Genomic DNA, 25,462 nt, shown 5'->3' on the forward strand with positions numbered 1-25,462 from the left:
TCCCCCAAAGGGGACTTCACGACACCGATACACCCCGCTCGATGTCTGCACGCGCGACTGGTTTCGTCGGCAGGTCTCCTGGCTGGCAGGTCCTCATCCAGCGCGGCCTTCCCGGTTGCCCAGTGGCCTGGCCGGCGGCACGGAACGTCGTTCTCGTGTCGCCGCATTGCGCGGACTCGCTGCTTACAGTTGCGGGGGCAGCCACGGCTTAACCGTGTTCCCTCTTCGGCTCTGAGAAACCTCACCGCAAAAGGCGAAGCGTCCTACGAGCACCGACGAAGCGGGTATTATGCCTGCTTTGCCCGAGGTCAGGAAAAGCCTGCCCGTCGGATCGATCGTCGCACCTTCGAGGACATTTCATGACGCCCTGGCTGACCATCGTCGGCATCGGCGAGGACGGCTATGCCGGCCTCGGCAAGGCCGCGCGCCGCGCGCTGCTCGCGGCCAGCGAAGTGATTGGCGCGCCACGCCAGCTGGAGTTGCTGCCGCATTGCCTGGGCGCCCGTCGTCAGGCCTGGCCGAGCCCGTTCAGCCTGGAGCCGGTGCTGCGCCGGCGCGGCGAGCCGACCTGTGTGCTGGCCAGCGGTGACCCGATGCTGTTTGGCGTCGGCGCGAGCCTTGCCCGTCAGATTCCGTCCGAGGAAATGCTCGTGCTTTCCGCGCCGTCTTCCGCCTCGCTCGCCGCCGCACGGATGGGCTGGGCGTTACAGGACTGCACGCTGCTGTCGCTGGTGGCGCGCCCATTGGCGGCACTCAACGCGCAGATCCACGACGGCGCGAAGCTGTTGATCCTCAGCAACGATGGTGACAGCCCGGCGGCCATTGCTGCGCTGCTGCGCGAACGGGGTTTCGGCGCGAGTCGCCTCAGCGTGCTGGAGCACCTGGGCGGCGAGTTGGAGCTACGCATCGACGGGCTTGCCAGCGACTGGTCGCCGAGCGAGACCGCTGCGCTCAACCTGGTGGCTGTGCAGTGCGTAGCCGGTTTCGACGCGGTGCGTCTGCCGCTGACCGTCGGCCTGCCGGACGATGCCTACCGCCATGACGGCCAGCTGACCAAGCGTGACGTGCGTGCCGTGACCCTGGCACGGCTGGCGCCGAAGCCCGGCGAGCTGCTCTGGGATGTCGGTGCCGGCTGTGGCTCCATCGGCATCGAGTGGATGCGCGCGCATCCAAGCTGCCGCACGCTGGCCATCGAAGCCAATGGCGGACGCCAGGAACATATTCGCTTCAACCGCGACGCCCTCGGCGTGCCGGCGCTGCAACTTGTCTGCGGCGCCGCGCCGGAAGCTTTGCAGGGGCTGGAGCGCCCCGACGCGATCTTCATCGGCGGCGGCGTAACCCTGCCCGGCGTGTTCGAGCAATGCTGGGAGCAACTCAGGCCCGGCGGCCGGCTGGTCGCCAACGCTGTCACCCTGCAGAGCGAGTCCATGTTGCTGAGCTGGCGCGCGCGCATCGGCGGCGAGCTGACTCGCCTGTCGGTTTCCCAGGCCCAGCCGCTCGGCGGTTTCGATACCTGGCGCGCGGCGTTGCCGATCACCCTGCTGGAAGTGCGCAAGCCCCTGGCCGACTGACGATGCGCGAAGAAACTTCCGAAGAGCCCCGTCCGCTGCGCAGTGGCTACACCACCGGCAGCTGCGCCACCGCCACCAGCCTGGCGGCGGCGCGCCTGCTGCTGACCGGTGAGGCGCTGGATGCGGCGCAGATCGCCCTGCCCAAAGAGCGCAGCGCGACCCTGCGCCTGGAGTTCTGCCGGCTCACTGCCAACGGCGCCGAAGCCGGCACGCTGAAGGATGCCGGCGACGACCCGGACGTGACCCACGGCGCGCTGGTTTTCGCCCGTGTCGTTCTGACTGCCGAACCGGGCGTGCGCTTCCACGCAGGAGAAGGCGTGGGCACCGTCACCAAGCCGGGGCTGGTGCTGGCGGTGGGCGAGCCGGCGATCAACCTGGTGCCGCGGCAGATGATGCAGGGCAACCTCGCTGCGCTGGCGGCAGAGTGCGGCTACGCCGGGGGCTTCGACGTCACGATCAACATCGAGGGCGGCGCCGAGCTGGCGCTCAAGACCATGAACCCACGCCTGGGCATCCTCGGTGGCCTGTCGATCCTCGGCACCACCGGCATCGTCCGTCCGTTTTCCTGCTCGGCGTATATCGCCTCGATCCAGCAGGGCATCGACGTCGCCCGCGCCAACGGCTTCCGCCATCTCGCCGCCTGCACCGGCAATGCCAGCGAGGACGCCATGCGCCGTCGCTACGGCTTCGACGACACCGCGCTGATCGAGATGGGCGACTTCGTCGGCGCCGCGCTCAAGCACCTGCGCAAGGTGCCGGTGGAGCGCTTCAGCGTCTGCGGCGGCTTCGGCAAGATCAGCAAGCTCGCCGCCGGCCACATGGACCTGCACAGCCGTCATTCCAGCATCGACCTGCCACAACTGGCCGAGTGGGCGGCGGAAATCGGCGCGACGGCGGACCTGCAACAACGCATGCGTGAGGCCAACACCAGCCAGCAGGCGCTGGCCCTGTGCCGCGCCGAGGGCATCGCCCTCGGTGATGCCGTCTGCGCACGCGCGCTGGCCTTTGCCCGGCGCATCGTGCCCCTGGAAGTGACGCTGGAAGTCTTCGCCATCGACCGTCAGGGCAACCTGGTGGGCGAGGCGCTGGAGGTGCGATGAAACGGGTTCTCCTGCTGGGCGGTATTGGCGAGGCGCTGGCCATTGCGCGCCGTCTTGGGCCTCGGCACCTGTACAGCCTCGCCGGCCTCGGCAAGGTGCCGGACGACCTCGCCTGTGAGGTGCGGGTGGGTGGTTACGGCGGCGCCGAAGGCCTGGCGGACTTCATCCGCGAACGTGGTTTCGACCTGCTGCTCGACGCTACCCATCCCTACGCCGCGCAGATCAGTGAAAATGCCGCCCGCGCCGCGCAACTGGCTGGCGTGCCCTGCTGGGCGCTGCGTCGCCCCGGTTGGCAGGCGGGCGCCGCTGACGACTGGCGCGAGGTGGCCGGCTGGTCGGCACTGATCTCGGTGCTGGAGGATTTTCGCCGCCCGCTTTTCACGATGGGCCGCGAGCCGCTGGAGCACCTTGAGGAAATTCCTGAGCATCAACACTGGACCGTGCGTTGCCTGCAAAGCCTGCCCGGCAACGCGCGCGCCGAAGTGCTCGGCGCGCGGGGGCCGTTCACCCTCGAGGGCGAGCGTGAGTTGTTCACCCGTCTTGGCACCGACGTACTGGTCAGCAAGAACAGTGGCAGCCAGGCCACCGAACCGAAGCTGCAGGTCGCCCGCGAGCGCGGTGTGCCGGTGCTGATCCTGGCGCGGCCGGAACTGCCGGAAGTGGACCGGCAGTTCGGCAGTGTCGAGGCGCTCTGGCTGGCGCTGGAGCCCCTCGCAGCCGATTGACGGAACGTCCTGCGCTGCGGGCGTTCACAGCTTCGTAGCGATTCGCGGGCAAGCTCGCGGTTGCGTCAAGACCGCGCTTCTCCGCCGCCCCGCCAGCCTCTATGCTGGGCCCCGGTTTTCACAGGGAGTGACACCATGCTGCGAATCCTCGGCCGCGCCTCATCGATCAACGTGCGCAAGGTGCTCTGGACCTGCGCCGAACTGAACCTGCCCTATGAACGCGAAGACTGGGGCACGGGCTTCCGCTCCACCGCCTCGGCGGAGTTCATCGCACTCAACCCCAACGCCATGGTGCCGGTTCTGGTCGACGGCGACTTCGTGCTCTGGGAATCCAACGCCATCTGCAGCTACCTCGCTACCCAGTACCCGCTCGACGAGTTGCTGCCGACCCGGCCGCGCGAGCGAGCCCTGGTGGAACAGTGGATGGGCTGGCAGGCCACCGAGCTGAACAACGCCTGGCGCTATGTGTTCATGGCTCGGGTGCGCAACAGTCCGAGCCATACCGACGAATCCTCCATCGCCCTGAGCGAGGCGCAGTGGAACCACGGCATGGTCCTGCTGGACCGCCAGTTGGCGCATACGGGAGCATTCGTCACCGGCGCCTGTTTCAGCCTCGCCGATGTCGTGCTCGGCCTGTCGGTGAACCGCTGGTACCTGACGCCCATGCAGCGCCCCGATCTACCCGCGGTGGCGGCCTACTACGAGCGATTGAGCGAGCGGCCGGGGTTCCTGTTGCATGGGCGCAATGGCGAGCCTTGAGGGCTGTTGGATCAGGTTGTAGCACCGGAGAAGGCGGTCCGGCGAGGCGCAGGCTTCGGACATGTGGAGCGCAATCCGTCGATGTGCTCCATGAGCCCGTCAGGGATGGATTGCCACATCGGGTCGAGGATGAAGTCGATGCCCTCGCGGCGCGCCATCTTGGCAGCCGGAACGAAGTCGGCGTCGCCGGCGAACAGGACGATTTGATCGACGTGCTGTTTGAAGGCCAGTGAAGCGACATCAATGCCGATACGCATATCGACGCCTTTCTGTTTGGTGTCTATGCGCACGTCGTCGGGGGTGAGGTCGGAGATCTGCAACTGCCCACGCAGCAGTTGAGCAATCCTGTCTGGCTTGATCGTCCAGCGGACGTCCTTGGAAAGATGACCCAGGCGCAGGGCGAGCTTTCGCTTGCTTCGCAGTTGGTTGTGCAACTCGACTCGGAAAGTGGCCTCCCGCGACCTTGAGAAGTCGATGGCCAATTTGCTGATTGGGTTGTGATGCTTGAGCAACAGGGGCGGGCAGTCGTAGAAAAAAATCCGATACAGCTCTCGGCGGGGCAGGGTGTCTGTGCGAGGCACGCCGTTCTGCGCAGGGCGCATCGACGGTACGAGGTGCGCTGTTGCCCAGCGGTGAACCAGGTCGGCGGCCCGCTCTGCGTCATAGGCGTTATCCGGCTCGATCTGCCGGAAGCGCTTGATGAAATAGGCTCCGTCCACAAGGATCGCAGTCGACATTCCCGGTCCTCTGAAAGCAAAACGCCCAAGGGTTCGGCGCGTCCGGGATGAGGGGGACGGCTTACTGCCATGGGCGGGATGGGGTGAGAGTAAATACCCGCCCAGACAGGGTCAAGTCGGACAAGTCTGCCGGTTGTCGATGAATTTTGATGGGGATGCGCACGGGGCGGGTAGGCTGATTCTCAGAGTTCGGTGATCTGCCGATAGCCCGCCTCAAGCTCCTCCGCCAGTTTCCTCGCCCGCCCCAGCCGCACGGCTCCACCCTCGATATCCACCAGCACTGTCGGGCAGTTCAGCGGCTGCAGCGCCGGCCAGTCGCGCAGGCGGCCGTCAGTCAGCACCAGCAGGCGCTGACTCTCGCCCGGCTTCTGTCGCTGGCGCTGGTCCAGCCATTCGCTCGCTTGCTGCAGCGCCTCGATCAGCGGGGTGCCGCCGCCGGCACCGAGTTGCTCCAGCCATTCCTGCAATTGACTCGAAGCCTTCTGGCCCTGCCACAACCAGCGCGGTTGTGCGCCCGTGGCATGCAGCACGGCGAGGCGAGCGCGTTGCCGGTAGGCCTGTTCGAAGGTGTCGGCGAGCAGGCCCTTGGCCTGGGCGAGGGCGCCGTGGCGGCGGGTGCTGGCGGAGGCGTCGACTATCACCAGCCAGAGTTCGCCGGGCTGGCGGCTGCGGGCGCGCAGCACCAGGTCGGCGCGGCGTTGCGGGCGGCCGTTGCGCAGGCTGGCGGGCCAGTCGATGCGGGCGTGCGCGCCGGTGTGGCGGGCGCCGCTGCGGCCACCGGCGAGCTGGCCGGGTCGGGGGTTGGCATCCGCGCCTGGGGCCGGGCGCGGGCGGATGCTCAGGGCTTTTTTGGCCAGCCCGTCAGTTGCCGGCGTTCGCCCATGGCGACGCTCTGCGCGGGCAGCTCGCCCCATTGGCCTTCGCCGCTGGAGGCGTTGGATGGTGCCTGGGGTTGGCTCGAAGGTGACTGCGGTGGAGTGCTTGATTGCGGCGGCGCATGGCGGCGGCGATGGGCGAGGGCGAAGTGCTCGACTGCATCGATGTCCTGCGCCTCGATGGCGCTCGCTCCGCGCCAGGCGGCATGAGCGCGAGCCGCGCGCAGCCACACGAGGTCAGCACGCAAACCGTCGACGCCAGCGGCGTGGCAGCGCTCGGCGATGGTCTCCAGCGCGGCATCGTCCAGGGGAATCGCGGCCAACTGCTGGCGCGCGTCGCCGCAGCGCTGTTGCAGAGCCTGCTGCGCATCCAGCCAATGCGAGAGGAACGCTTGTGGGTCGGCGTCAAAGGCCAGCCGGCGGCGGACGATCTCGGCTCGCTCGCTCGGTGCGGGCGTTCCTTCCAGCTGCACCTTGAGGCCGAAGCGGTCCAGCAGTTGCGGGCGCAGCTCGCCTTCCTCGGGGTTCATCGTGCCGATCAGCACGAAGCGCGCCGGGTGGCTGTGGGACAGGCCGTCGCGTTCGATCAGGTTGACCCCGCTGGCGGCGACGTCGAGCAGCAGGTCGACGAGGTGGTCGGGCAGCAGGTTCACTTCATCCACATAAAGCACGCCGCCGTGGGCATGGGCCAGCACGCCGGGGGAGAACTGCGCGCGGCCTTGGCCCAGCGCCGCGTCCAGGTCGATGGTGCCGACGATGCGTTCCTCGCTGGCGCCCAGCGGCAGGGTGACGAAGCGCCCGCCGTCCAGCAGGTCGGCGACGCCGCGCGCCAGGGTGGACTTGGCCATGCCGCGCGGCCCTTCGATCAGCACGCCGCCGATGGCCGGGTCGATGGCTGCCAGGCACAGGGCCAGCTTCAGCTCATCGGCGCCGACGACGGCTGCCAGTGGGAAATGGGGAAGGGCGCTCATGGGGATTTCCTGCAGATTTCGTCCGTGCATGGTAGCGAACCGGGTGTAGGAGGTGCGACCAATGTCCATCGGAACGATAGATTCAAGTCATTGATCGGCGCTGCGCGATGCAGTACCTTGGCTCCACTTCCACGGAGAACATCATGCCGTCCAGCCTGTCCATCCAGTCCCTCGCCCGCCTCGGTGCCATCGGCTCCGCAGTTGCTCGCGCGCAGGTTCTGGCTGCTGCTGCCGGCTATTTCTTCTATGGGTATTGGTTTAGCCAAAGGCGCGCCTGATACCCCACAGGCGCCCTAGCAAGCAGGGTCGCCAACCAGACAGATTCACGAAACCCCGGTCGGCAACCCGACCGGGGTTTTTGTTTTTCAAAGCCCACAAGGCCCAACGCATTGAAACGAGCGCAAACGCTCAGACAGAGGATCGAGACATGACCGCCTACACCACCGATTACCGCTATTACCGCAACTCCGACTGGCGATTTAGCAGCGCACTGCGTGCCACCCAACGAGCCTTGCCACGAACACTTAGATAGAGCGCCGAGCGCGGAAAGACCTCCGCGCCGGCCAAGGATGCCAGTCAGATGAACGCTTCCACCTCCACCCTGATCCGCCCCGAACACGCAGCACGCGCCGAAGTCCTCGACCTGCCGCTGCCCTCCGCCCGACGCCGCGAACACCCGCTGCCGAGCCCCGCCGAACTGCGCCAGCACCTGCCGCTTTCCGCCGCCATGGCCCACCGTGTCCGCGAAGGTCGCGATGCCATCCGCGCTGTCCTCGATGGCCGCGACCCGCGCCTGCTGGTCGTCATCGGCCCCTGCTCGCTGCACGACCCCATCTCCGCCCTCGAATACGCCGACCACCTCGCCGAACTGGCGCCGCAGGTCAGCGACCAGTTGCTGCTGGTGATGCGCGCGTACGTCGAGAAGCCGCGCACCACCATCGGCTGGAAAGGCCTGGTCTACGACCCGCAGCTGGACGGTACTGGTGACATGGCTGGCGGCCTGGAGCTGTCGCGACGGCTGATGCTGGGCATGCTCGAGCGCGGTCTGCCGATCGCCACCGAACTGCTGCAACCCCTGGTGGCCGGCTACTTCGACGACCTGCTGGGCTGGGCCGCCATCGGTGCGCGCACCAGCGAATCCCAGGTGCATCGCGAGATGGTCAGCGGCCTCGACCTGCCGGTGGGCTTCAAGAACGGCACCGACGGCAGCATCGGCATCGCCACCGATGCCATGCGCTCGGCGGCACATCCGCACCAGCACTTCGGCATCGATGCGCTGGGGCGTCCGTCGCTGGTGCAGACCCAGGGCAACCCGGACACTCATCTGGTGCTGCGCGGCGGTCATGCCGGGCCGAACTTCGATGCCGCCAGCGTGCAGCAGATTCGCCAGGGGCTGGAAAAGCTCGGTCTCGAGCCGAGCATCATGGTGGACTGCAGCCACGCCAACAGCGGCAAGGACCCGCTGCGCCAGCCGGCAGTGCTGGACAGCGTGCTCGACCAGCGCCTGGCCGGCGATGCCTCGCTGCGCGGGGTGATGCTGGAGAGTCACCTGTTCGACGGCTGCCAGCCGCTGTCCGGCGAGCTGCGCTACGGTGTCTCGATCACCGACGGCTGCCTGGGCTGGAGCGGCACCGAGGCGCTGTTGCTGAATGCGGCGGAGCGGCTGCGTCGGGCCTGATCGCTTCGGGCGGCGTTTGTGAACTTTCTCTTCTGAAAAGGCGAAATTTCCTCGGGCGGTGCCGGCTAATTTTACTGCCGGTCCCGCCGAGATTCGGCGGCTGAATCGTCCTTTCTGCTCCCGCTGCGGAGCGAGGTAACGCCGATGTACATGTTCCTGCCGTTTCTGATCGCGCTCTGCGCAGCCGTCAGTACTTTCATGGGGAAGGCCGGGGTCAGCTACGCGCTCTGGCTGGTTCTGCTGCTGGTCACGCTGGGGTGGTTCGATCACCACGTCACCGACCCGCTGACGCTGTCGTTCTGAGGGCCCGCCATGAACTCACCCATCTTCCAGGCGGAAAGCCGCCTGCCGCTGTGGCTGAATGTCCTGGCCCTCTATGCGATTTGCGCCACGTTACTGGTCGCCTTCTATTACCAGTTGTGGAAAATCGAGCTGCCTTGTCCGCTTTGTCTGTTGCAGCGGGGCGGAATGCTGCTGATCGGCTTCGGCTTCCTGTTCAACGTCCGTTTCGGCATCCGCAACCGTCATTACGCCATGGCGCTGCTGGGGGCAATCACGGCAGGCGCCGTGGGCATGCGCCAGGTCTTCCTGCACATCACCCCCGGGGATGCCGGCTACGGCTCACCCTTCCTCGGCCTGCACTTTTACACCTGGACGGTGGTGGCCTCGCTGCTGGTGATTGTCGCCGTCGCCCTGATGATGACGCTGAAAGAGGGGGCCAGTCGGGAGGCACCGCACTTCTCTCTGCTGGGCAAGGTGGGCGCGCTGCTGTTCACCGCGCTGATCGCGGCCAATCTTGTGTCCACCGTGCTGGAATGCGGCGGCGGGCAGTGCGATGACAATCCCACGTTCTATCAACTGCTGCGCTGAACGACGTGCGGAAGTCCTGTAGGAGTGCCCGGTGGGCGCGATTCGCGGGCATGGCCCGCTCCTGCAGGAACCGTGCGGCTCACTGCTCCTCGCTGTCCACCAGCAGGTTCTCCAGCGTCTCGCGGTACTCCCCCGGCTCTTCCCACAACCCCCGCTGCTGCGCTTCCACCAGACGTTCGGCGATGTCGCGCAGGGCCTCGGGGTTGTGCTGGCGGATGAATTCGCGGGTGCCGTCGTCCAGCAGGTAGGCGTCGGCCAGCAGGCGGTACTGGTGGTCGTCCACCAGCTCGCTGGTGGCGTCGAAGGCGAACAGGTAGTCCACCGTCGCGGCCAGTTCGAAGGCGCCCTTGTAGCCGTGGCGCTTCATGCCGGCGATCCATTTCGGGTTTACCGCGCGTGCGCGCACCACGCGGCCGAGTTCTTCCTTCAGGGTGCGGATGCGCGGGTTGTCCGGCTGGCTGTGGTCGCCGTGGTAGCTGGCCAGCGACTGCCCCTGGATGACCTCGGCGGCGGCGAGCATGCCACCCTGGAACTGGTAGTAGTCGTTGGAATCGAGGATGTCGTGCTCGCGGTTGTCCTGGTTGTGCAGCACCGCCTGCAGGCCGGACAGGCGCTGGGCGAAATGCTCGCGCGCCGGAGTGCCGTCGTCGCTGGCGCCGTAGGCGTAGCCGCCCCAGTTCAGGTAGGCCTCGGCAAGATCGGCGCGGCTGTCCCACTGGCGCGATTCGATCACGCCCTGCACGCCGGCACCGTACGCGCCGGGCTGTGCGCCGAAGATGCGCCAGCCGGCCTGGCGACGGGCGTCATCACGCTCCAGTCCCTCGGATTGCAAGCGTGCCTGATCGGCCCGCACACGAGCGGCCAGCGGGTTCAGATCGTCCGGCTCGTCCAGCGCGGCGACGGCCTGCACGGCGGCGTCGAACAGGCGGATCAGGTTGGCGAAGGCATCGCGGAAGAAGCCCGAAACGCGCAGCGTCACGTCGACCCGTGGGCGGTCGAGCAGGGTGATCGGCAGGATCTCGAAATCCTCCACGCGCTGGCTGCCGGCCTGCCACACCGGGCGCACGCCGAGCAGTGCCAGTGCCTGGGCGATGTCGTCGCCGCCGGTGCGCATGGTCGCCGTGCCCCACACCGACAGGCCGAGCTGGCGCAGGTGGTCGCCATGGTCCTGCAGGTGGCGTTCGAGCAGGCGGCTGGCGGACTGGAAGCCAAGGCGGAAGGCGGTGGGCGTGGGCAGGTTGCGCACGTCCACGGTGAAGAAGTTGCGCCCGGTCGGCAGCACATCGACCCGCCCGCGACTGGGCGCGCCGCTGGGTCCGGGCGGGACGAAGCGACCGTCGAGACCGGCGAGCAGGTGGCCGATCTCGCTGGCGCCGCAGGCGTCCAGGGTCGGTGCGATCTGCTGGTGAAGTTGCGCGAGGACCGCCGCGCTGGCGCTTCCCGGCGCGCTGGTCGTGCCGTCGATCAGGCGCAGGGCGAACAGCTCCAGGCGCTCGCGGGTGTCGCCGTTGCTGCGCCAGGGCTCGTCGCTCATGCCGAGCAGCACGTCCGGGCGCGGGCCTTGCCAGGCTTCGGCGAAGGCTTCGTCGAGCGGGTCGCGACCCAGTTGCAGGTCTTCGCTCAGCGCGCGCAGCAGGCTGGCATTGCCGCCGCGTCCATCACCGCGCGGGATGCGCACCAGCGACAGCAGCGTATCGCGGCGCAACTCGCCCACGGGCGATTCGCCGAACACATGCAGACCATCGCGAATCTGCGATTCCTTGAGGTCGCACAGGTAGGCATCCAGCTGCGGCAGCCAGCTTTCCGCATCGTCGCTCAGCTGCAGGCCCAGCTCGCGGTCCAGCGCGGTTTCGCGCACCAGCGTGAGGATGTCACCGCGCAGCTCGGTGGCGCGGCGCGGGTCGAGCAGGGAAGCGTCGTAGTACTCGTCGGCCAGGCGTTCGAGGTCGCGCAGCGGGCCGTAGTTTTCCGCGCGGGTCAGCGGCGGCATCAGGTGGTCGATGATCACCGCCTGGGCGCGGCGCTTGGCCTGCGCGCCTTCGCCAGGGTCGTTGACGATGAACGGGTAGAGGTTCGGCAGCGCGCCGAGGATCGCGTCCGGCCAGCATTCCTCGGAGAGCCCGACACCCTTGCCCGGCAGCCATTCGAGGTTGCCGTGCTTGCCGACGTGGACCACCGCGTCGGCGCCGAACACCTCGCGCAGCCAGAAGTAGAAGGCGAGGTAGCCGTGGGGCGGCACCAGCGACGGATCGTGGTAGATCGCCGCGGCGTCGAGCTGGTAGCCGCGTGCCGGCTGGATGCCGACGAAGCCGAGGCCGAAGCGCAGGCCGGCGACCATCAGGCGGCCGCTGCGGAACATCGGGTCCTGCTGTGGTTCGCCCCAGCGTTCGCGCACCGCTTGCTGGTTGGCTTCGGGCAGGCGCGCGAAGCAGGCGAGGTAGTCGTCCAGCGCCAGGCTCTGCGCGCAGGGGCGCAGGTCGAGGCTGTCGAGGTCGTTGCTGACGCCGCCGAGCAACTGCTGGATCAGCGCGGTGCCGGAATCGGGCAGGCCGGCGACCGGATAACCCTGGGCCTCCAGCGCGCGCAGGATATTCAGCGCGGCAGCCGGCGTGTCGAGGCCGACGCCATTGCCGATGCGTCCGTCGCGGGTCGGGTAATTCGCCAGGATCAGCGCCACGCGCTTGTCGGCGCTGGCCTTGCGCGCCAGCAGCATCCAGCGCCGCGCCAGTTCGGCGACGAAGTCCATGCCCGGCAGGTGCGGCAGGTAGCAGACCACGTCGCTCTGGCTGCGCTCGCTGCGCCAGGCCAGGCCCTTGAAGCTGATCGGCCGGGTGATGATGCGACCGTCCAGCTCCGGCAGCGCGATGTGCATGGCCAGGTCACGCGGGCCGAGCCCCTGCGGGTTGGCGCGCCAGAGGTCGAGGTTGTCCAGCGAGCAGATGGCTTGCAGTACCGGCACGTCGCGGCGGAATGGCCGGTCCTGCGGAGCCTCCGGGTTCGACTGGGCGAAGCCGGTGGTGTTGATGATCAGCTCGGTGTCAGCGCTGTCCAGCAGGCTTTCCACCGCTTCCAGGCAGGCGGCTTCCTTGAGGCTGGCCACGGCGATGGGCAGCGGGTTGATGCCCTGGGCCTGCAGGCGTTCGCAGAAGGTGTCGATGAAGCCGGTGTTCGCCGCCTGCAGGTGGGTGCGATAGAACAGCAGTGCGGCGACCGGGTACTCGGGGTTCCAGTCCGCCTGCCAGCGGGCGAGGTCGCAACTGCCTACTTGCGGGTGATAGACCGCCACGCGCGGCAGCGTGCGGGGTTCGCTCCAGGCGTAGTCGCGTTGCAGGTGACGGTTGGCCAGGCAGGCGAAGAACTGCCGGGCGTTGTCCATGCCGCCCTGGCGCAGGTACTGCCAGAGGCGCTCGGCATCCTGCGGCGGGACGCTGCACAGGGCGGCGAGTTCGGGGTCGGGTTTGTCGTCGCCGGGCACGGCGATCAGCGTGGCGCCGCGCTCGGCCAGCGCCGCCAGTTGCTCCATGCCGTAGCGCCAGTAGCCAACGCCGCCGTGCACCGAGATCAGGATGACCCTGGCGTGCTGCAGCACCTCGTCGACGTAGAGGTCCACCGAGGCGTGGTTCTGCAGTTGCATGGGGTTGGCCAGGCGCAGGCTCGGATAGTCTTCCGGCAGCTCTCGGGCGGCCTCGGCGAGCAGCGCCAGGTGCGAATCGCCGCTGCAGAGGATCACCAGCTCGGCGGGCGTCTGGGCCAGGTGGGCAATGCCGTCGTCGGGGACGAAACCGCCGGGTTGGGTGCGCAGCAGGTGCATGGATCGGGCCTTGTCGCTCGGTGGTAACACCCTCTCCCCAGCCCTCTCCCTGAAGGGAGAGGGGGCAGTTCGGCGTTTGCGGGTAGCGTTGTGTTACGCCAGGGCGGTACGCAGCTCGTTGGCGATGGTGGCCTGGTCCAGTTCCTGGCCGATCACCACGAGTCGGGTGACACGGGTTTCGTCACTGCGCCAGGCGCGGTCGAAGTGCTTGTCGAAGCGCTTGCCGACGCCCTGCACCAGCAGGCGCATGGGCTTGCCGGGGATGGCGACGAAGCCCTTGATGCGCAGCACGGCGTGGCGCTCGACCAGCGCGTTCAGCGCATCAAGCAGGGCACGCTCTTCCACTTCCGGCAGGTCGACGTGGAAGGAGTCGAACTCGTCGTGGTCATGATCTTCATGGCCTTCGTGGTCATGGTGGGTCGGGCGGCTGTCGATGTGCAGCTCGGCTTCGGCGTTCAGCCCCAGCAGCACCGAGAGCGGCAGCTGGCCGGAGTTGGCTTCGACGATCTTCACTGCCGGTGGCAGCTCCTCGGCAACTTCGGCGCGCACGCGGGCCAGCGCCTCGGCGTCGAGCAGGTCGGCCTTGTTCAGTACCACCAGATCGGCGCTGGCCAGCTGGTCTTCGAAGAGTTCGTGCAGCGGCGATTCGTGGTCCAGGTTCGGGTCCTGCTTGCGCTGCTCGTCCACCTGCTCGGGGTAAGCGGCGAAGGTGCCGGCGGCCACTGCCGGGCTGTCGACCACGGTGATCACCGCGTCGACGGTGCAGGCGTTGCGGATTTCCGGCCACTGGAAGGCCTGCACCAGCGGCTTGGGCAGGGCCAGGCCCGAGGTCTCGATGAGGATCTGGTCGAGGTCGCCACGGCGCGCCACCAGTTCGCGCATCACCGGGAAGAATTCTTCCTGCACGGTGCAGCACAGGCAGCCGTTGGCCAGCTCGAAGACGCGGCCGACCGCTTCTTCTTCGCTGCAACCGATGGAGCACTGCTTGAGGATTTCGCCGTCGATGCCCAGCTCGCCGAATTCGTTGACGATCACCGCGATGCGGCGGCCGGAGGCGTTATCGAGCATGTGGCGGAGCAGGGTGGTCTTACCGGCACCGAGGAAGCCGGTGACGATGGTGACGGGGAGTTTGGCCAGGGTTTTCATGCGCGCCTCGCAAGCGAAATTGGGAGGGCGGATGAAGGGCGCGCGCGCGGGTTCGCCGCGCAACGAAGGTCGCCACCGGATCACCCCGCCCGGTTGTCTGTTGATAACGAACCAGTTCTGGATCTCGCGAGCTGGAGCCAGGCAAGGCGGAGGGTCGCTGGGGACGCGGAGTTGACTGTAGTCAATGAGCAGTCCACGGCGATCCTCCAACGCAGCATGGCCGACGCGCAGCAGATCGAAAACCCGTCACGAGGCAGGTCTCCTGGCTCACAGCCCTTTGTTATCCCTTCGCCTTCCCGCCCGAATCGGCAGTGGCGCGTGAAGAGACAGGCTGTTCACAGTTGCGGGGGCAGCCGTGGCGCATCCGAAGATTTCCACGTTCCCTCTTAGCTCCGGCCAGTGCCGGAGAACCTCGAAGGGAGGAAGGCTACGCAGCGTGGCCGGGCCGGTCAATCGCCGAGGATCGGTTGCTGCGCAGTTGACGCTGCGGGACTGCCGTGGTCAGCTAGCGCGGTTTCAGGTGTCTCGCGCCGACGCGCGCGAGGTGAAACGGGAAGCCGGTGCGTCCGCAAGGACCAGTCCGGCGCTGCCCCCGCAACGGTAAGCGCATCGAGGGTCGTCAGTAGCCACTGTGCCAAGGCATGGGAAGGCTGACCCATCCGGCGAGAGTCTCTCGCTGGCGTCGCAAGCCCGGAGACCGGCCTGGAATCCTCACATTTTGGCAACCCGCGGTGGGCGGGCGCAGGCCGTGGCGCGACCGATCCGGCGCGTTCGAATGCGTTCAACCTCTGCGTTCTCACTCTTTTCAGAGGGAACGTTCATGTCCAGCAGCATCCTGACGCAACAGGCGTCGAGCACGTCCATCCCCCTTTCCAAGCGCATCAGCCTGGCCGTCGGCGCCAGCCTGCTCGGTGCGCTGCTGGTGTATTTCGCCGGTTTCTCGCATCTGGAAGCGGTACACAACGCCGCGCACGACACTCGCCATAGCGCGGGCTTCCCCTGCCATTGATGCGGTTCTGATTTCAATCGGCTGCGCGTCGGCCAGGCTGCGTTGGAGTATCGCCGTGGACTGCTCATTGACTGCAGTCAACTCCGTGTCCCCGGCGATCCTCCGCCTTGCCTGGCTCTAGCTCGCTCGATTCGAGAGTCCGAAAAGGAAAGGAAAAAATGATCAAACGTATCGCCCAGACCGCCGGTTTCGCCGGTCTGATCGCCGCGCTGGTGCTGACCGTAGTCCAGCTGCTGTGGGTATCCCCGCTGATCCTCAAGGCGGAAACCTATGAGAAATCCGAGCCGGCCGCCGCGCTGGTCGAGGAGCACGCCCACGAGCATGCCGACGGTGCTGCTGCGGGCCACCACCACGACGCGGAGGCCTGGGAGCCGGAAGACGGCTGGCAGCGCATTCTCTCCACCACCGGCGGCAACCTGGTGGTCGCGGTGGGCTTCGCCCTGATGCTGGCCGGCCTGTTCACCCTGCGCGCGCCGGGCAAAACCTCCGAAGGCCTGCTCTGGGGCCTGGCCGGCTTTGCCGTGTTCACCCTCGCACCGTCCCTCGGCCTGCCGCCGGAAGTCCCCGGCACCGCCGCCGCCGACCTGAGCCTGCGGCAGACCTGGTGGATCGGCACGGCCGCCGCCACCGCCGCCGGCCTCGCGCTCTTGGTGTTCGGTCGCCACTGGGCGCTGCGCATCGTCGGCCTGGCGTTGCTGGTGGTGCCGCACGTGATTGGCGCGCCGCAACCGGAAGTGCATTCCAGCCTCGCGCCGGAAAGCCTGGCCCATGAGTTCATCCTCGCCTCGCTGGTTACCAACGCGGTGTTCTGGGTGGCGCTCGGCCTGGTCGCGGCCTGGCTGTTCCGTCGCTTCGCGCCGTCGGCCTGATTCACGCGCTATGCTCGACCCCGCAGCCGGCCTGGCCGACTGCGGGGTTTTTATTTTGATCTGCAAGGAGAGCGACCATGACGCTGGTTGCCGGCCTCGGTTGCCGCCGGGGCTGCCCGCTCGACGAACTGCGTGCGCTGCTGCGAGAAACATTGGCCGAAGCGGGGCTCGACGAGTCGAACCTCACCGCGCTGGCCAGCGCCACGCTGAAGGCCGACGAGGAAGGGCTGACTGCCCTGGCTGCCGCACTTGACCTGCCGCTGGCGCTGTTCACGCCGCAACAGCTCGCGGCCTGCGAGAAGCGCCTGGGCGACCCTTCCGAAACCGTGCGCGCGGCCACCGGCAGTGTGAGCGTGGCCGAAGCGGCGGGATTGCTGCAGGCCGAGGCGCAAGGTGGTGCGCCGGCACGCCTGCTGGTGGGCAAGCGCCGCAGCGAGCAGGCCACCTGTGCGCTGGCCTTCATCCCCGTCGAATCCGCACAGGAGCAGCCATGACGGTCTACTTCATCGGCGCCGGCCCCGGCGATCCCGAACTCATCACGGTCAAGGGCCAGCGACTGATCCGCACCTGTCCGGTAATCCTCTACGCAGGCTCCCTGGTGCCGCCGGCCGTACTGGAAGGGCACAGCGCCGAGCGCGTGGTGAATACCGCCGAACTGAACCTGGAGGAGATCGTCGAGCTGCTGGCGCAGGCCCACGCGGAGGGCAAGGACGTCGCGCGGGTGCACTCCGGCGATCCCTCTCTGTACGGCGCCATCGGCGAGCAGATCCGTCACCTGCGCGAACGGGGCATCGCCTACGAGATCGTCCCCGGCGTCACCGCGACTTCCGCCTGCGCGGCGATTCTCGGTTGCGAGCTGACCCTGCCGGACATTTCCCAGACGCTGATCCTCACCCGCTACGCGAGCAGGACGCGCATGCCCGAGGGCGAGTCGCTGGCGGAACTGGCGCAGCACCGCGCGACCCTGGCCATTCACCTGGGCGTCGGTCAGCTGGCGAATATCGTCGCCGAGCTGCTGCCGCACTACGGTGCGGACTGCCCCATTGCAGTGATCCATCGCGCCAGCTGGCCGGACCAGGACCAGGTCACCGGCACCCTCGGCGACATCCTGCCCAAGGCGGCGGCCAAGGGCTTCCGGCGCACGGCGCTGATCCTGGTGGGCAAGGTGCTGGGGGCGGAGGGGTTTGCCGATTCGTCGCTGTACAGTGCGGGGCATGCGCATCTGTATCGCGGGGGCGCCTTGTAGGCGCGAGCTTGCTCGCGAGCAGGGATTCCCGGAGGCGCCAGGGCTGGGCGGTTCGCGCGCAATAACGATGGCGTCCCCCTCGCTCCTGCGGAAGAGCGGATAGGCACGAGGTTCAGGCCAGCCACTGATCCCCGCGCGGCAGCATCCCGCGCCGCAGGTACCAGCGAACCCACAGGTGCACGCCGAGCGCGGCACTCACTGTGAGCAGGATCATCAGGCCTTCCGCTTCCATGGCAGCTTCCCTCGTCCGGGTTTCCTGCCTGACAGGGTAGGCCTGCGACAAAGCGCCGCACAGGTACAGATCGTTTCCGAATGTGCGGATCAGTCCGGCTGCCGCTCTACAGCGAGTGAATGATCCGCCCGAGGGTTTCCATGGCCTGTTCGCTGGCCGTGGTCCATGGGTGGCCATAGTTCAGGCGCAGGCAGTGGCCGAAGCGCCGCGTCGCCGAGAAGATCGGCCCCGGTGCGAGGCTGATGCCCTGAGCATGGGCGAGCTGGAACAGCTTGAGCGCGTCGATGTGCTCGGGCAGCTCCAGCCACAGGAAGTAGCCGCCGCTGGGCCGGGTGACGCGGGTGGCGGCGGGGAAGTGCCGGGCCACGGCGGCGAGCATCGCGTGCTGCTGGCTTTCCAGCGCATGGCGCAGCTTGCGCAGGTGGCGGTCGTAGCCACCGTGCTGCAGGTAGTCGGCGATGGCTGCCTGGGCCGGCACCGAGGCCGACAGGCTGGTCATCAGCTTGAGCCGCTCGATCTGCTCGGCGTAGCGCCCGCCGGCGACCCAGCCGACCCGGTAGCCCGGCGCGAGGCTCTTGGAGAAGGAGCTGCAGTGCATCACCAGCCCTTCGCTGTCGAAGGCCTTCACCGGCTTGGGCGCCTGGGCGGCGAAGTACAGCTCGGCGTAGACGTCGTCCTCGATCAGCGGCACCTGGTGCTGGGCCAGCAGTGCGGCGAGGGCGCGCTTCTTGTCCTCGGCCATGCTGGCGCCCAGCGGGTTCTGGAAGTTGCTCATGAACCAGCAGGCCTTGATCGGCAGACGTGCCAGGCTGTCGGCGAGCACGTCCAGATCGATGCCTTCGCGCGGGTGCACGGGGATTTCCACGGCCTTGAGTTTCAGGCGCTCGAGCACCTGCAGGCTGGCATAGAAGGCCGGCGCCTCGATGGCGACCAGGTCGCCCGGCTGGGTGACCACCTGCAGGCACAGGTTCAGCGCTTCCAGCGCGCCGTTGGTGACCACCAGCTCCTCCACCGGCAGCGGCATGCCACCGACCATGTAGCGCAGGGCAATCTGCCGGCGCAGCGCGTGGCTGCCGGGGGCGAGGTCGGCGACCACCGAGCGAGGGTCCATGTCGCGCACGGCGTGGGCCATGGAGCGCGCCAGACGCGGCAGGGGGAACAGTTCCGGCGCCGGGAAGGCCGAGCCGAAGGGCACGGTGTCCGGGTCCTTGATCGAGCTGAGTACCGAGAACACCAGTTCACTGACGTCCACCTCGGTGGTCTGCGCGTCGTGGCGGGCGATTTCCGGCTCGGCCAGCGCGCGCTGCACGTGTTCGCGGACGAAGTAGCCGGAGCGCGCGCGGGCGACGATCAGCCCGCGATCCTCCAGCAGGTAATAGGCCTGGAACACGGTGGATGCGCTGACCCCGTAGGTGCGGCTGGCGTGCCGCACCGAGGGGACTTTCTGGCCGGGGGCGAGCACGCCGCTGCGGATCAGGCCGGCGATCTCGTCGGCGAATTTCTCGTAGCGCTTCATCTTGTCCTGCACGGCGGCCTGAGGGGCGGAAGAATCCGCCCACTCTAGGCGCTGCGCCGAGGTCACGCCAAGCTCCCGAGCCATGCTCAGCGCCTCGGCGAGACGAAGGTGCTGGCGGCGTCGATGGACTCGTTGCCATCGCTGACCTCGAAGTGCAGCGGCACCGAGCCACCGGCACTGCTCTGCGCCAGGCTTGCCACCGAGACGGCGAAGTCGCGGATCTCGCCCGGCTGCAGCATCAGTTCCGGCACGCCCTGCAGGCGGTAGCCGGCGCCATCGGCAAGGCTCAACTGGTAATGCTGCGGCTGCTGGGTCTTGTTGATCAGCTTGAGGTTGTAGATGTTCTCGATCTCGCCGACGGCGTTCTCGCGGAACAGGCCACGGTCGCGGGCCACGTCGAGGTTGATCAGTGGCCGTGCTTCCAGCGCCCAGACGAACGCGCCGATCATCACCAGCAGCACCGCCGCGTAGCCGATCAGGCGTGGGCGCAGCAGGTGGGTCTTGCCGCCTTCCAGCGCGCTTTCCGAGGTGTAGCGCACCAGGCCGCGGTCGTAGCCCATCTTGTCCATCACCGAGTCGCAGGCGTCGATGCAGGCGGCGCAGCCGATGCAGGCGATCTGCAGGCCGTCGCGGATATCGATGCCGGTGGGGCAGACCTGCACACACTGGAAGCAGTCGATGCAGTCGCCCAGGCCCAGGGCCTTGGGGTCGGCGTCCTTCTTGCGCGCACCACGGGACTCACCGCGCGCCGCGTCGTAGGAAATGATCAGGGTGTCCTTGTCGAACATCACGCTCTGGAAGCGCGAGTACGGGCACATGTGGATGCACACCTGCTCGCGCAGCCAGCCAGCGTTGGCGTAGGTGGCGGCGGCGAAGAAGGCGACCCAGAAGGTGCTTTCCAGGTCGAGCCTGAAGGTGAACAGGTCCGCCACCAGCGGCCGCACCGGCGTGAAGTAGCCGATGAAGGTGATCGCCGTAACCAGGCTGATCAGCAACCAGAGCCCGTGCTTGGCGCCCTTGCGCAGGACTTTCTCGGTACTCACCGGGCCCTGGTCGCGCTTGATGCGCTGGTTGCGGTCGCCTTCGGTGACCTGCTCGGCCCACATGAAGACCCACGTCCACACGCTCTGCGGGCAGGTGTAGCCGCACCAGACGCGGCCGGCGAACACCGTGATGAAGAACAGGCCGAAGGCGGCGATGATCAGGATCGCCGAGAGCAGGATGAAGTCCTGCGGCCAGAAGGTCGCGCCGAAGATGTAGAACTTGCGCTCGGGCAGGTCCCAGAGCACCGCCTGGCGGCCGTTCCACTGCAGCCACAGGGTGCCGAAGAACAGCAGGAACAGCAGGCCGCCGCCGAGGCGCCGCAGGTCGCGGAAACGCCCGGCGAAGCGCTTGGTGTAGACCGTCGGGGTTACCGCCGACAGCGGTTTGGGCGGCGGGGTGAAACGTTGCGGTGCGTCGATCTCGATGACCTTCGCTTGGATTCTTTCGCTCATTGTCGTGGCCCATCAGGCAGAAGAGGCGCCGCGACTGTACGAATCGGTCTGCACCCGAAACAGATTCAGGTTCGCCGGAAAAAACCATATCAGATGGCGGAAAACGCTCCGCCCCGCGCTGCTGGCGGCCTGGCGTGCTGCGCGATGGGGCGGCTGATCGGGCCTGTTGCGGCAACCGGTCGCAGGCCCGCAGGGGCAGGCGCCGAGAGCATCTGATCCGGTTTTTCCCGCGCGATCTGCCGCTGTTTTGCACAGCAGGCGCCGGCCACTATTCGGTCAACCGCAAAGTAGCGCGCTCGACGACAGAAGCAGGCCGCTACGCAACGTCCTGAAGGTGGCCTGGCGATGTACCGATACGATGATTACGACCGCGCCCTGGTGCGCGAACGGGTGGCGCAGTTCCGTGACCAGGTGCAGCGGCGCCTGAGCGATGAGCTGAGCGAAGAGGAATTCCTGCCGCTGCGCCTGCAGAACGGCCTGTACCTGCAGAAGCACGCCTACATGCTGCGGGTGGCGATTCCCTACGGCACCCTGTCCAGCGAGCAGATGCGCACCCTGGCCTGGATCGCCCGCGAGCACGACCGCGGCTACGGCCACTTCACCACGCGGCAGAACATCCAGTTCAACTGGGTCGAGCTGGCGCGGGTGCCGGACATCCTCGAGCGCCTGGCGGATGTCGAGATGCACGCCATCCAGACCTCTGGCAACTGCGTACGCAACATCACCACCGAGGCCTTCGCCGGTGTCGCCGCCGACGAATTCCTCGACCCGCGCCCGCTGGCGGAAATCCTCCGCCAGTGGTCGACGGTGAACCCGGAATTCCTGTTCCTGCCGCGCAAGTTCAAGATCGCCCTCTGCGCCGCCGAGGAAGACCGCGCGGCGGTGATGATGCACGACATCGGCCTCTACCTGCGCCGCGCCGAAGACGGCGAGCTGCGCCTGAAAGTGCTGGTGGGCGGCGGGCTGGGGCGCACGCCGATGCTGGGCCAGGTGATCCGCGACGACCTGCCCTGGTGGCACCTGTTGTCCTATGTCGAGGCGATCCTGCGTGTGTACAACCGGCACGGCCGGCGCGACAACAAGTACAAGGCACGGATCAAGATCCTGGTGAAGGCGCTGGGCATCGAGGCGTTCTCCCGCGAGGTGGAGGAGGAGTGGCAGCATCTGCGCGATGGCGAGGCGCAGCTGACTCTCGATGAGTACCAGCGGGTTGCCGCGGCGTTCGATCCGCCTGTTTATGTAGCGGCCGACGAGCTGGCCTATGGCAGCGCACTGGCCGCTGATGCTGCGTTCGCCCGCTGGGTCTCGCGCAACGTGCGCCCGCACCGCGTGCCCGGCTATGCCAGCGTGGTGCTGTCCACCAAGCCGGGCGCCGAGGCGCCGCCGGGGGACGCGACCGCCGAGCAGATGGAACAGGTGGCCGACTGGGCCGAGCGCTTCGGCTTCGGCGAGATCCGTGTCGCCCACGAACAGAACCTGGTGCTGCCGGACGTGCGCAAGTCCGACCTCCACGCGCTCTGGCGGGAAGCCTGCGTGGCTGGCCTGGGCACACCGAACCAGGGCCTGCTGACCGACATCATCGCCTGCCCCGGCGGCGATTTCTGTGCGCTGGCCAACGCCAAGTCGATTCCCATCGCCCAGGGCATCCAGCAGCGCTTCGAGGACCTCGACTACCTGCATGACCTGGGCGACCTCAGTCTGAACATCTCCGGCTGCATGAACGCCTGCGGCCATCACCACATCGGCAACATCGGCATCCTCGGCGTCGATAAGAACGGCAGCGAGTGGTACCAGATCACCCTCGGCGGCGCGCAGGGTGTGAAGAGCGCGCTGGGCAAGGTGATCGGCCCGTCGTTCAGCGCCGCCGAGGTGCCGGACGTGATCGAGGCGCTGGTGCACACCTATGTGGAGCAGCGCGGTGCCGGGGAGCGCTTCGTCGAAACGGTCGAGCGCATCGGCCTGGAGCCTTTCAAGGCGCGGGTCTACCGCCAGGCGGAGGTGCCGGCATGAGGAACCTGATTCATCTGCGGGACGGGGTGGCGGAAATGGCGCCGGGCGACCCCTGGGAATTGCTGCGCGAAGTGCCGGAGGTATTGCCCGGTGGGCGACTGATCCTGCCGTTGAAGCACTGGCTGGCGCTGGAGTCCGGGACGGGCTTCGGCGTCTGGCTGGCGCCGGAGGAGGATCCCGAGGACCTCATCTGGCGCCTGAAGGAACCGGCACTGATCGCCATCGACTTCCCCAGTTTCCGCGACGGTCGCGGTTACAGCCTGGCCTACCTGTTGCGCAGCCGCCTGGGCTGGCGCGGGGAGTTGCGCGCGGTGGGTGATGTGCTGCGTGACCAGCTGGCGCATATGCGCCAGTGCGGTTTCGATGCCTTTGCCGTGCGCGAGGACAAGTCCGTGGAAGACGCGCTGAAGGGCCTGGCGGGGCTGAGCGTGCTCTACGGACGCTCGGTGATCGAGCCGCGTCCGCTGTTCCGTCGCCGCTCCTAGACAGGAGTCGCCGCGCGCGGCGAAGGCTGCAGCGGGTCGGCCAAGCTTGACGCTGTGCCGGGGCACAGGAAAAATGCGGGCATCATCCCCGGCACCTTGCGCGCCGGCGGTAACCCACGGATTCGAGTGACCCCCAGAATATGCGTATGCGCCTGATGCTGTTGGGTGGCGGTAATGCCCTTGGACAGGCGCTGATCCGCCTTGGCGCCGAGGAGGACATCGGCTTCCTCGCCCCCCGGCCGCCCGAGCAGGGCTGGGATGCTTCCAGCCTCACCGTCCTGCTGGACGAGACCCGCCCCGACGCGGTGATCAACCTCGCCTACTACTACGACTGGTTCCAGGCCGAGGCCGTCGACGCCGCTCGCCTGGCCAGCCAGGAGCGCGCGGTGGAGCGTCTGTCCGAACTCTGCCAGCACCACGAGATCCTGCTGATCCAGCCGTCCAGCTACCGCGTGTTCGATGGCGCCCGCGCCACCGCCTACAGCGAGAAGGACGAGCCGCTGCCCCTGGGCCCGCGTGGCCAGGCGCTGTGGCGCATGGAACAGTGGGTGCGGGCGACCTGCCCGCGGCATGTGCTGCTGCGTTTCGGCTGGCTGCTGGACGACAGCGCCGACGGCGTGCTCGGCCGCTTCCTCGGGCGTGCCGAGAAGGAGCAGGTGCTGTTCCTCGCTGACGACCGGCGAGGCAACCCGACCCCGGTGGATGACGCCGCGCGGGTGATCCTCTCGGTGCTCAAGCAACTCGACTGCCAGGCACCGCTGTGGGGCACCTACCACTACGGCGGCCTGGAGGCCACGACCACCCTCTCCCTGGGCCAGGTGGTACTCGGCGAGGCCCGCGCCTTCCATACCCTGGCTGTCCAGGAACCGAGCCCGCAGGCCCACGCCGCGCGCCCGGATGCCGGCGACGAACCGCAGCACGCGGTGCTCGCCTGCAAGAAAATCCTCCATACCTTCGGTATCAAGCCGCGCGCCTGGCGCGCCGGCCTGCCCGCCTTGCTGGATCGCTATTACCGCCATGTCTGATCGTCTTTCCCCCTCCGCGCAGCCCATCCTCATCACCGGCGGCGCGGGGTTCATCGGTTCCCATCTGGCTGACGCGCTGCTGGCGCAGGGCTTCACCGTGCGCGTGCTGGACGACCTGTCCACCGGCCGGCGCGAGAACCTCGACAGCCGCGTCGACCTGATAGTCGGCAACGTCGCCGATGAAGCCGCCCTGCGTGGTGCGCTGAGCGGCTGCCAGGGCGTCGTGCACCTGGCGGCCATCGCCTCGGTGCAGGCTTCGGTGGAAGACCCGGTGGGCACCCACCGCGCCAACTTCATCGGCACCCTGAACCTCTGCGAGGCCATGCACCAGGAAGGCATCCGCCGGGTGCTGTTCGCTTCCAGCGCGGCGGTCTATGGGCAGAACGGCGAAGGCTCCGCCATCGACGAGGACGTGGTGAAGGCGCCGCTGACGCCCTATGCCGCGGACAAGCTGGCCAGCGAGTACTACCTGGACTTCTATCGCCGCGAACACGGCCTGGAGCCGGCGATCTTCCGCTTCTTCAATGTCTATGGCCCGCGCCAGGACCCGTCCTCGCCCTATTCCGGGGTGATCAGCATCTTCGCCCGGCGCGCCGAGCAGGGCCTGCCGATCACCGTGTTCGGCGACGGCGAGCAGACCCGTGATTTCATCTACGTCGGTGACCTGGTGAAGCTGCTGATGACGGCGCTGCTGGCCGATGACGTGGCCGAGTCGGCGATCAACGTCGGCCTCGACCAGTCCACCAGCCTCAACCAGTTGCTGGCCGAGATCGGCAAGCTCACCGGCGGCCTGCCGGAGATTACCTACCTGCCGGCGCGCCACGGCGATATCCGCCATTCCCGCGCGGACAACCGCCGCCTGCTGCAGCGCTATAGCCTGGACGCACCCACGCCGCTGGCCGATGGCCTGGCCCAGTTGATCACCACCAGGGTTTGTTGACGGCCAGATAGAAGATGCCGGCCAGCGAGCCCAGTGCCAGAGCGCTGAGCAGTGCCTTGGCTGGCTTCGTCGCGCTGCGCAGGGCGAAGGCCGCCAGCACGATGTAGAGCACCAGCAGGCCGAGCTTAACCTGCAGCCAGACCGGCAGCGGCCAGGGCATCGCCAGGTGCACCAGGCCCAGGGCGCTCAGCAGCAGCAGGGTGTCGATCAGATGGGGCAATCCGCGCTGCCAGCCGGTTGGACGCTTGCCCCACCAGCTCAGGCCCAGGCGCAGGAGGAAAAGCAGGGTGCTGATGATCGCAAGGCTGACGTGCAGTGCTTTGAGTTCGAGGTACATACCGGTTCCCTGAAAGTGAAAAAGGCGCCCTTGGGCGCCTTTTTCATGTTTGCT

The 25,462-nt window shown here is 67.7% G+C and carries 24 protein-coding genes and 3 riboswitches; of the genes, 16 read left to right on the forward strand and 8 right to left on the reverse strand.

The features are described from left to right. Window positions 1-51: 51 nt before the first annotated feature. Window positions 52-292, reverse strand: a riboswitch (cobalamin riboswitch). A gap of 67 nt (window positions 293-359) precedes the next feature. From cbiE to IB261_RS03440, 4 genes are all read left to right on the forward strand, one after another. Beyond that, on the forward strand, window positions 360-1,571 hold the full coding sequence (gene cbiE / locus IB261_RS03425; protein ID WP_192381468.1) for a precorrin-6y C5,15-methyltransferase (decarboxylating) subunit CbiE: 1,212 nt from the start codon (window positions 360-362) through the stop codon (window positions 1,569-1,571). Window positions 1,572-1,573: 2 nt separating this feature from the next. Beyond that, entirely contained in the window at window positions 1,574-2,671 is a 1,098-nt protein-coding gene (locus tag IB261_RS03430) for a cobalt-precorrin-5B (C(1))-methyltransferase (protein WP_192381469.1), read from the forward strand. After that, a complete protein-coding gene (locus IB261_RS03435; RefSeq protein ID WP_192381470.1) occupies window positions 2,668-3,396 on the forward strand; it encodes a cobalt-precorrin-6A reductase in 729 nt (242 codons plus the stop codon). Before IB261_RS03430 ends, IB261_RS03435 begins: the two co-directional genes overlap by 4 nt. Before the next feature lie 135 nt (window positions 3,397-3,531). Continuing rightward, window positions 3,532-4,155 (forward strand): glutathione S-transferase family protein, encoded by a 624-nt coding sequence (locus IB261_RS03440; RefSeq protein ID WP_081517097.1) that lies wholly within the window; start codon window positions 3,532-3,534, stop codon window positions 4,153-4,155. 11 nt (window positions 4,156-4,166) lie between these two features. On the opposite strand, the gene IB261_RS03445 is transcribed toward IB261_RS03440, so the two are convergent. The 3 genes from IB261_RS03445 to IB261_RS03455 form a co-directional block, all read right to left on the reverse strand. Continuing rightward, window positions 4,167-4,892 carry an NYN domain-containing protein gene (locus IB261_RS03445; RefSeq protein ID WP_192381471.1) on the reverse strand — a complete coding sequence of 242 codons (726 nt, stop codon included), beginning with the start codon at window positions 4,890-4,892 and terminating at the stop codon, window positions 4,167-4,169. Between the two features lie 182 nt (window positions 4,893-5,074). Then, entirely contained in the window at window positions 5,075-5,806 is a 732-nt protein-coding gene (locus IB261_RS03450) for a vWA domain-containing protein (RefSeq protein ID WP_192381472.1), read from the reverse strand. Next, complete coding sequence (locus IB261_RS03455; protein WP_192381473.1) at window positions 5,731-6,738, reverse strand: magnesium chelatase ATPase subunit I; 1,008 nt, start codon at window positions 6,736-6,738, stop codon at window positions 5,731-5,733. The genes IB261_RS03450 and IB261_RS03455 overlap by 76 nt, the downstream gene beginning before the upstream one ends. A 143-nt stretch (window positions 6,739-6,881) precedes the next feature. Here IB261_RS03455 and IB261_RS03460 point away from each other — a divergent pair, with 143 nt between their 5' ends. From IB261_RS03460 to IB261_RS03475, 4 genes are all read left to right on the forward strand, one after another. Next, the gene (locus IB261_RS03460; protein WP_263866027.1) at window positions 6,882-7,016 is read left to right on the forward strand and encodes a hypothetical protein; all 135 of its coding nucleotides are present in this window, start codon (window positions 6,882-6,884) and stop codon (window positions 7,014-7,016) included. A 302-nt stretch (window positions 7,017-7,318) separates the two neighbouring features. Continuing rightward, window positions 7,319-8,416 (forward strand): 3-deoxy-7-phosphoheptulonate synthase, encoded by a 1,098-nt coding sequence (locus IB261_RS03465; protein ID WP_192381474.1) that lies wholly within the window; start codon window positions 7,319-7,321, stop codon window positions 8,414-8,416. A 144-nt stretch (window positions 8,417-8,560) separates the two neighbouring features. After that, complete coding sequence (locus IB261_RS03470; RefSeq protein ID WP_167523254.1) at window positions 8,561-8,719, forward strand: DUF5993 family protein; 159 nt, start codon at window positions 8,561-8,563, stop codon at window positions 8,717-8,719. A 9-nt stretch (window positions 8,720-8,728) separates the two neighbouring features. Beyond that, the gene (locus IB261_RS03475; protein ID WP_081517101.1) at window positions 8,729-9,286 is read left to right on the forward strand and encodes a disulfide bond formation protein B; all 558 of its coding nucleotides are present in this window, start codon (window positions 8,729-8,731) and stop codon (window positions 9,284-9,286) included. A 79-nt stretch (window positions 9,287-9,365) separates the two neighbouring features. Here the strand turns inward: IB261_RS03475 and cobN are convergent, their stop codons facing one another. Both cobN and cobW read right to left on the reverse strand, forming a co-directional pair. Next, window positions 9,366-13,097, reverse strand: coding sequence for a cobaltochelatase subunit CobN (gene cobN / locus IB261_RS03480; protein ID WP_192381475.1), 3,732 nt, complete (start codon window positions 13,095-13,097; stop codon window positions 9,366-9,368). Window positions 13,098-13,190: 93 nt separating this feature from the next. Further along, window positions 13,191-14,243, reverse strand: coding sequence for a cobalamin biosynthesis protein CobW (gene cobW / locus IB261_RS03485; RefSeq protein ID WP_192381476.1), 1,053 nt, complete (start codon window positions 14,241-14,243; stop codon window positions 13,191-13,193). A 235-nt stretch (window positions 14,244-14,478) separates the two neighbouring features. Next, window positions 14,479-14,673: riboswitch (cobalamin riboswitch) on the reverse strand. Between the two features lie 71 nt (window positions 14,674-14,744). Next, window positions 14,745-14,963: riboswitch (cobalamin riboswitch) on the forward strand. Window positions 14,964-15,063: 100 nt separating this feature from the next. On the opposite strand from cobW, the gene IB261_RS03490 reads away from it, so the two are divergent. The 4 genes from IB261_RS03490 to cobM all read left to right on the forward strand — a co-directional run bounded on the left by IB261_RS03490 (window position 15,064) and on the right by cobM (window position 17,367). Beyond that, window positions 15,064-15,252 carry a CbtB domain-containing protein gene (locus tag IB261_RS03490; RefSeq protein ID WP_015475371.1) on the forward strand — a complete coding sequence of 63 codons (189 nt, stop codon included), beginning with the start codon at window positions 15,064-15,066 and terminating at the stop codon, window positions 15,250-15,252. 158 nt (window positions 15,253-15,410) lie between these two features. Continuing rightward, the gene (locus IB261_RS03495) at window positions 15,411-16,121 is read left to right on the forward strand and encodes a CbtA family protein (RefSeq protein WP_192381477.1); all 711 of its coding nucleotides are present in this window, start codon (window positions 15,411-15,413) and stop codon (window positions 16,119-16,121) included. 77 nt (window positions 16,122-16,198) lie between these two features. Beyond that, window positions 16,199-16,615, forward strand: a complete 417-nt coding sequence (locus IB261_RS03500) for a cobalamin biosynthesis protein (RefSeq protein ID WP_192224546.1) — start codon at window positions 16,199-16,201, stop codon at window positions 16,613-16,615. Further along, window positions 16,612-17,367 carry a precorrin-4 C(11)-methyltransferase gene (gene cobM, locus IB261_RS03505; protein WP_081517106.1) on the forward strand — a complete coding sequence of 252 codons (756 nt, stop codon included), beginning with the start codon at window positions 16,612-16,614 and terminating at the stop codon, window positions 17,365-17,367. The genes IB261_RS03500 and cobM overlap by 4 nt, the downstream gene beginning before the upstream one ends. 338 nt (window positions 17,368-17,705) lie before the next feature. Here the strand turns inward: cobM and mapR are convergent, their stop codons facing one another. Further along, window positions 17,706-19,115: a GntR family transcriptional regulator MpaR gene (mapR, locus tag IB261_RS03510; RefSeq protein WP_081518143.1), complete on the reverse strand. Its 1,410-nt coding sequence runs from the start codon at window positions 19,113-19,115 to the stop codon at window positions 17,706-17,708. An 86-nt stretch (window positions 19,116-19,201) separates the two neighbouring features. Next, window positions 19,202-20,611 (reverse strand): cytochrome c oxidase accessory protein CcoG, encoded by a 1,410-nt coding sequence (gene ccoG / locus IB261_RS03515; RefSeq protein ID WP_192381478.1) that lies wholly within the window; start codon window positions 20,609-20,611, stop codon window positions 19,202-19,204. A gap of 345 nt (window positions 20,612-20,956) precedes the next feature. On the opposite strand from ccoG, the gene nirA reads away from it, so the two are divergent. The 4 genes from nirA to IB261_RS03535 all read left to right on the forward strand — a co-directional run bounded on the left by nirA (window position 20,957) and on the right by IB261_RS03535 (window position 25,071). Further along, window positions 20,957-22,621 (forward strand): nitrite reductase NirA, encoded by a 1,665-nt coding sequence (gene nirA, locus IB261_RS03520; RefSeq protein ID WP_192381479.1) that lies wholly within the window; start codon window positions 20,957-20,959, stop codon window positions 22,619-22,621. Beyond that, complete coding sequence (locus IB261_RS03525) at window positions 22,618-23,106, forward strand: DUF934 domain-containing protein (protein ID WP_081517109.1); 489 nt, start codon at window positions 22,618-22,620, stop codon at window positions 23,104-23,106. Before nirA ends, IB261_RS03525 begins: the two co-directional genes overlap by 4 nt. A 140-nt stretch (window positions 23,107-23,246) precedes the next feature. Further along, window positions 23,247-24,131, forward strand: coding sequence for a sugar nucleotide-binding protein (locus tag IB261_RS03530; RefSeq protein WP_045215221.1), 885 nt, complete (start codon window positions 23,247-23,249; stop codon window positions 24,129-24,131). Next, window positions 24,124-25,071, forward strand: coding sequence for an NAD-dependent epimerase/dehydratase family protein (locus IB261_RS03535; RefSeq protein ID WP_192381480.1), 948 nt, complete (start codon window positions 24,124-24,126; stop codon window positions 25,069-25,071). The genes IB261_RS03530 and IB261_RS03535 overlap by 8 nt, the downstream gene beginning before the upstream one ends. On the opposite strand, the gene IB261_RS03540 is transcribed toward IB261_RS03535, so the two are convergent. Continuing rightward, window positions 25,052-25,408: a SirB2 family protein gene (locus IB261_RS03540; protein ID WP_192224552.1), complete on the reverse strand. Its 357-nt coding sequence runs from the start codon at window positions 25,406-25,408 to the stop codon at window positions 25,052-25,054. The genes IB261_RS03535 and IB261_RS03540 overlap by 20 nt on opposite strands. Window positions 25,409-25,462: the final 54 nt, after the last annotated feature.

This window comes from Pseudomonas sp. PDM20 (assembly GCF_014852575.3).
GTDB lineage: Bacteria > Pseudomonadota > Gammaproteobacteria > Pseudomonadales > Pseudomonadaceae > Pseudomonas.

Excerpts from the sequence above, each read along its gene's own strand:
- cbiE (WP_192381468.1), top strand. The coding sequence starts at position 360 with ATGACGCCCTGGCTGACCATCGTCGGCATCGGCGAGGACGGCTATGCC.
- IB261_RS03430 (WP_192381469.1), top strand. The coding sequence starts at position 1,574 with ATGCGCGAAGAAACTTCCGAAGAGCCCCGTCCGCTGCGCAGTGGCTAC.
- IB261_RS03435 (WP_192381470.1), top strand. The coding sequence starts at position 2,668 with ATGAAACGGGTTCTCCTGCTGGGCGGTATTGGCGAGGCGCTGGCCATT.
- IB261_RS03440 (WP_081517097.1), top strand. The coding sequence starts at position 3,532 with ATGCTGCGAATCCTCGGCCGCGCCTCATCGATCAACGTGCGCAAGGTG.
- IB261_RS03445 (WP_192381471.1), bottom strand. The coding sequence starts at position 4,892 with ATGTCGACTGCGATCCTTGTGGACGGAGCCTATTTCATCAAGCGCTTC.
- IB261_RS03450 (WP_192381472.1), bottom strand. The coding sequence starts at position 5,806 with ATGGGGCGAGCTGCCCGCGCAGAGCGTCGCCATGGGCGAACGCCGGCA.
- IB261_RS03455 (WP_192381473.1), bottom strand. The coding sequence starts at position 6,738 with ATGAGCGCCCTTCCCCATTTCCCACTGGCAGCCGTCGTCGGCGCCGAT.
- IB261_RS03460 (WP_263866027.1), top strand. The coding sequence starts at position 6,882 with ATGCCGTCCAGCCTGTCCATCCAGTCCCTCGCCCGCCTCGGTGCCATC.
- IB261_RS03465 (WP_192381474.1), top strand. The coding sequence starts at position 7,319 with ATGAACGCTTCCACCTCCACCCTGATCCGCCCCGAACACGCAGCACGC.
- IB261_RS03470 (WP_167523254.1), top strand. The coding sequence starts at position 8,561 with ATGTACATGTTCCTGCCGTTTCTGATCGCGCTCTGCGCAGCCGTCAGT.
- IB261_RS03475 (WP_081517101.1), top strand. The coding sequence starts at position 8,729 with ATGAACTCACCCATCTTCCAGGCGGAAAGCCGCCTGCCGCTGTGGCTG.
- cobN (WP_192381475.1), bottom strand. The coding sequence starts at position 13,097 with ATGCACCTGCTGCGCACCCAACCCGGCGGTTTCGTCCCCGACGACGGC.
- cobW (WP_192381476.1), bottom strand. The coding sequence starts at position 14,243 with ATGAAAACCCTGGCCAAACTCCCCGTCACCATCGTCACCGGCTTCCTC.
- IB261_RS03490 (WP_015475371.1), top strand. The coding sequence starts at position 15,064 with ATGTCCAGCAGCATCCTGACGCAACAGGCGTCGAGCACGTCCATCCCC.
- IB261_RS03495 (WP_192381477.1), top strand. The coding sequence starts at position 15,411 with ATGATCAAACGTATCGCCCAGACCGCCGGTTTCGCCGGTCTGATCGCC.
- IB261_RS03500 (WP_192224546.1), top strand. The coding sequence starts at position 16,199 with ATGACGCTGGTTGCCGGCCTCGGTTGCCGCCGGGGCTGCCCGCTCGAC.
- cobM (WP_081517106.1), top strand. The coding sequence starts at position 16,612 with ATGACGGTCTACTTCATCGGCGCCGGCCCCGGCGATCCCGAACTCATC.
- mapR (WP_081518143.1), bottom strand. The coding sequence starts at position 19,115 with ATGAAGCGCTACGAGAAATTCGCCGACGAGATCGCCGGCCTGATCCGC.
- ccoG (WP_192381478.1), bottom strand. The coding sequence starts at position 20,611 with ATGAGCGAAAGAATCCAAGCGAAGGTCATCGAGATCGACGCACCGCAA.
- nirA (WP_192381479.1), top strand. The coding sequence starts at position 20,957 with ATGTACCGATACGATGATTACGACCGCGCCCTGGTGCGCGAACGGGTG.
- IB261_RS03525 (WP_081517109.1), top strand. The coding sequence starts at position 22,618 with ATGAGGAACCTGATTCATCTGCGGGACGGGGTGGCGGAAATGGCGCCG.
- IB261_RS03530 (WP_045215221.1), top strand. The coding sequence starts at position 23,247 with ATGCGTATGCGCCTGATGCTGTTGGGTGGCGGTAATGCCCTTGGACAG.
- IB261_RS03535 (WP_192381480.1), top strand. The coding sequence starts at position 24,124 with ATGTCTGATCGTCTTTCCCCCTCCGCGCAGCCCATCCTCATCACCGGC.
- IB261_RS03540 (WP_192224552.1), bottom strand. The coding sequence starts at position 25,408 with ATGTACCTCGAACTCAAAGCACTGCACGTCAGCCTTGCGATCATCAGC.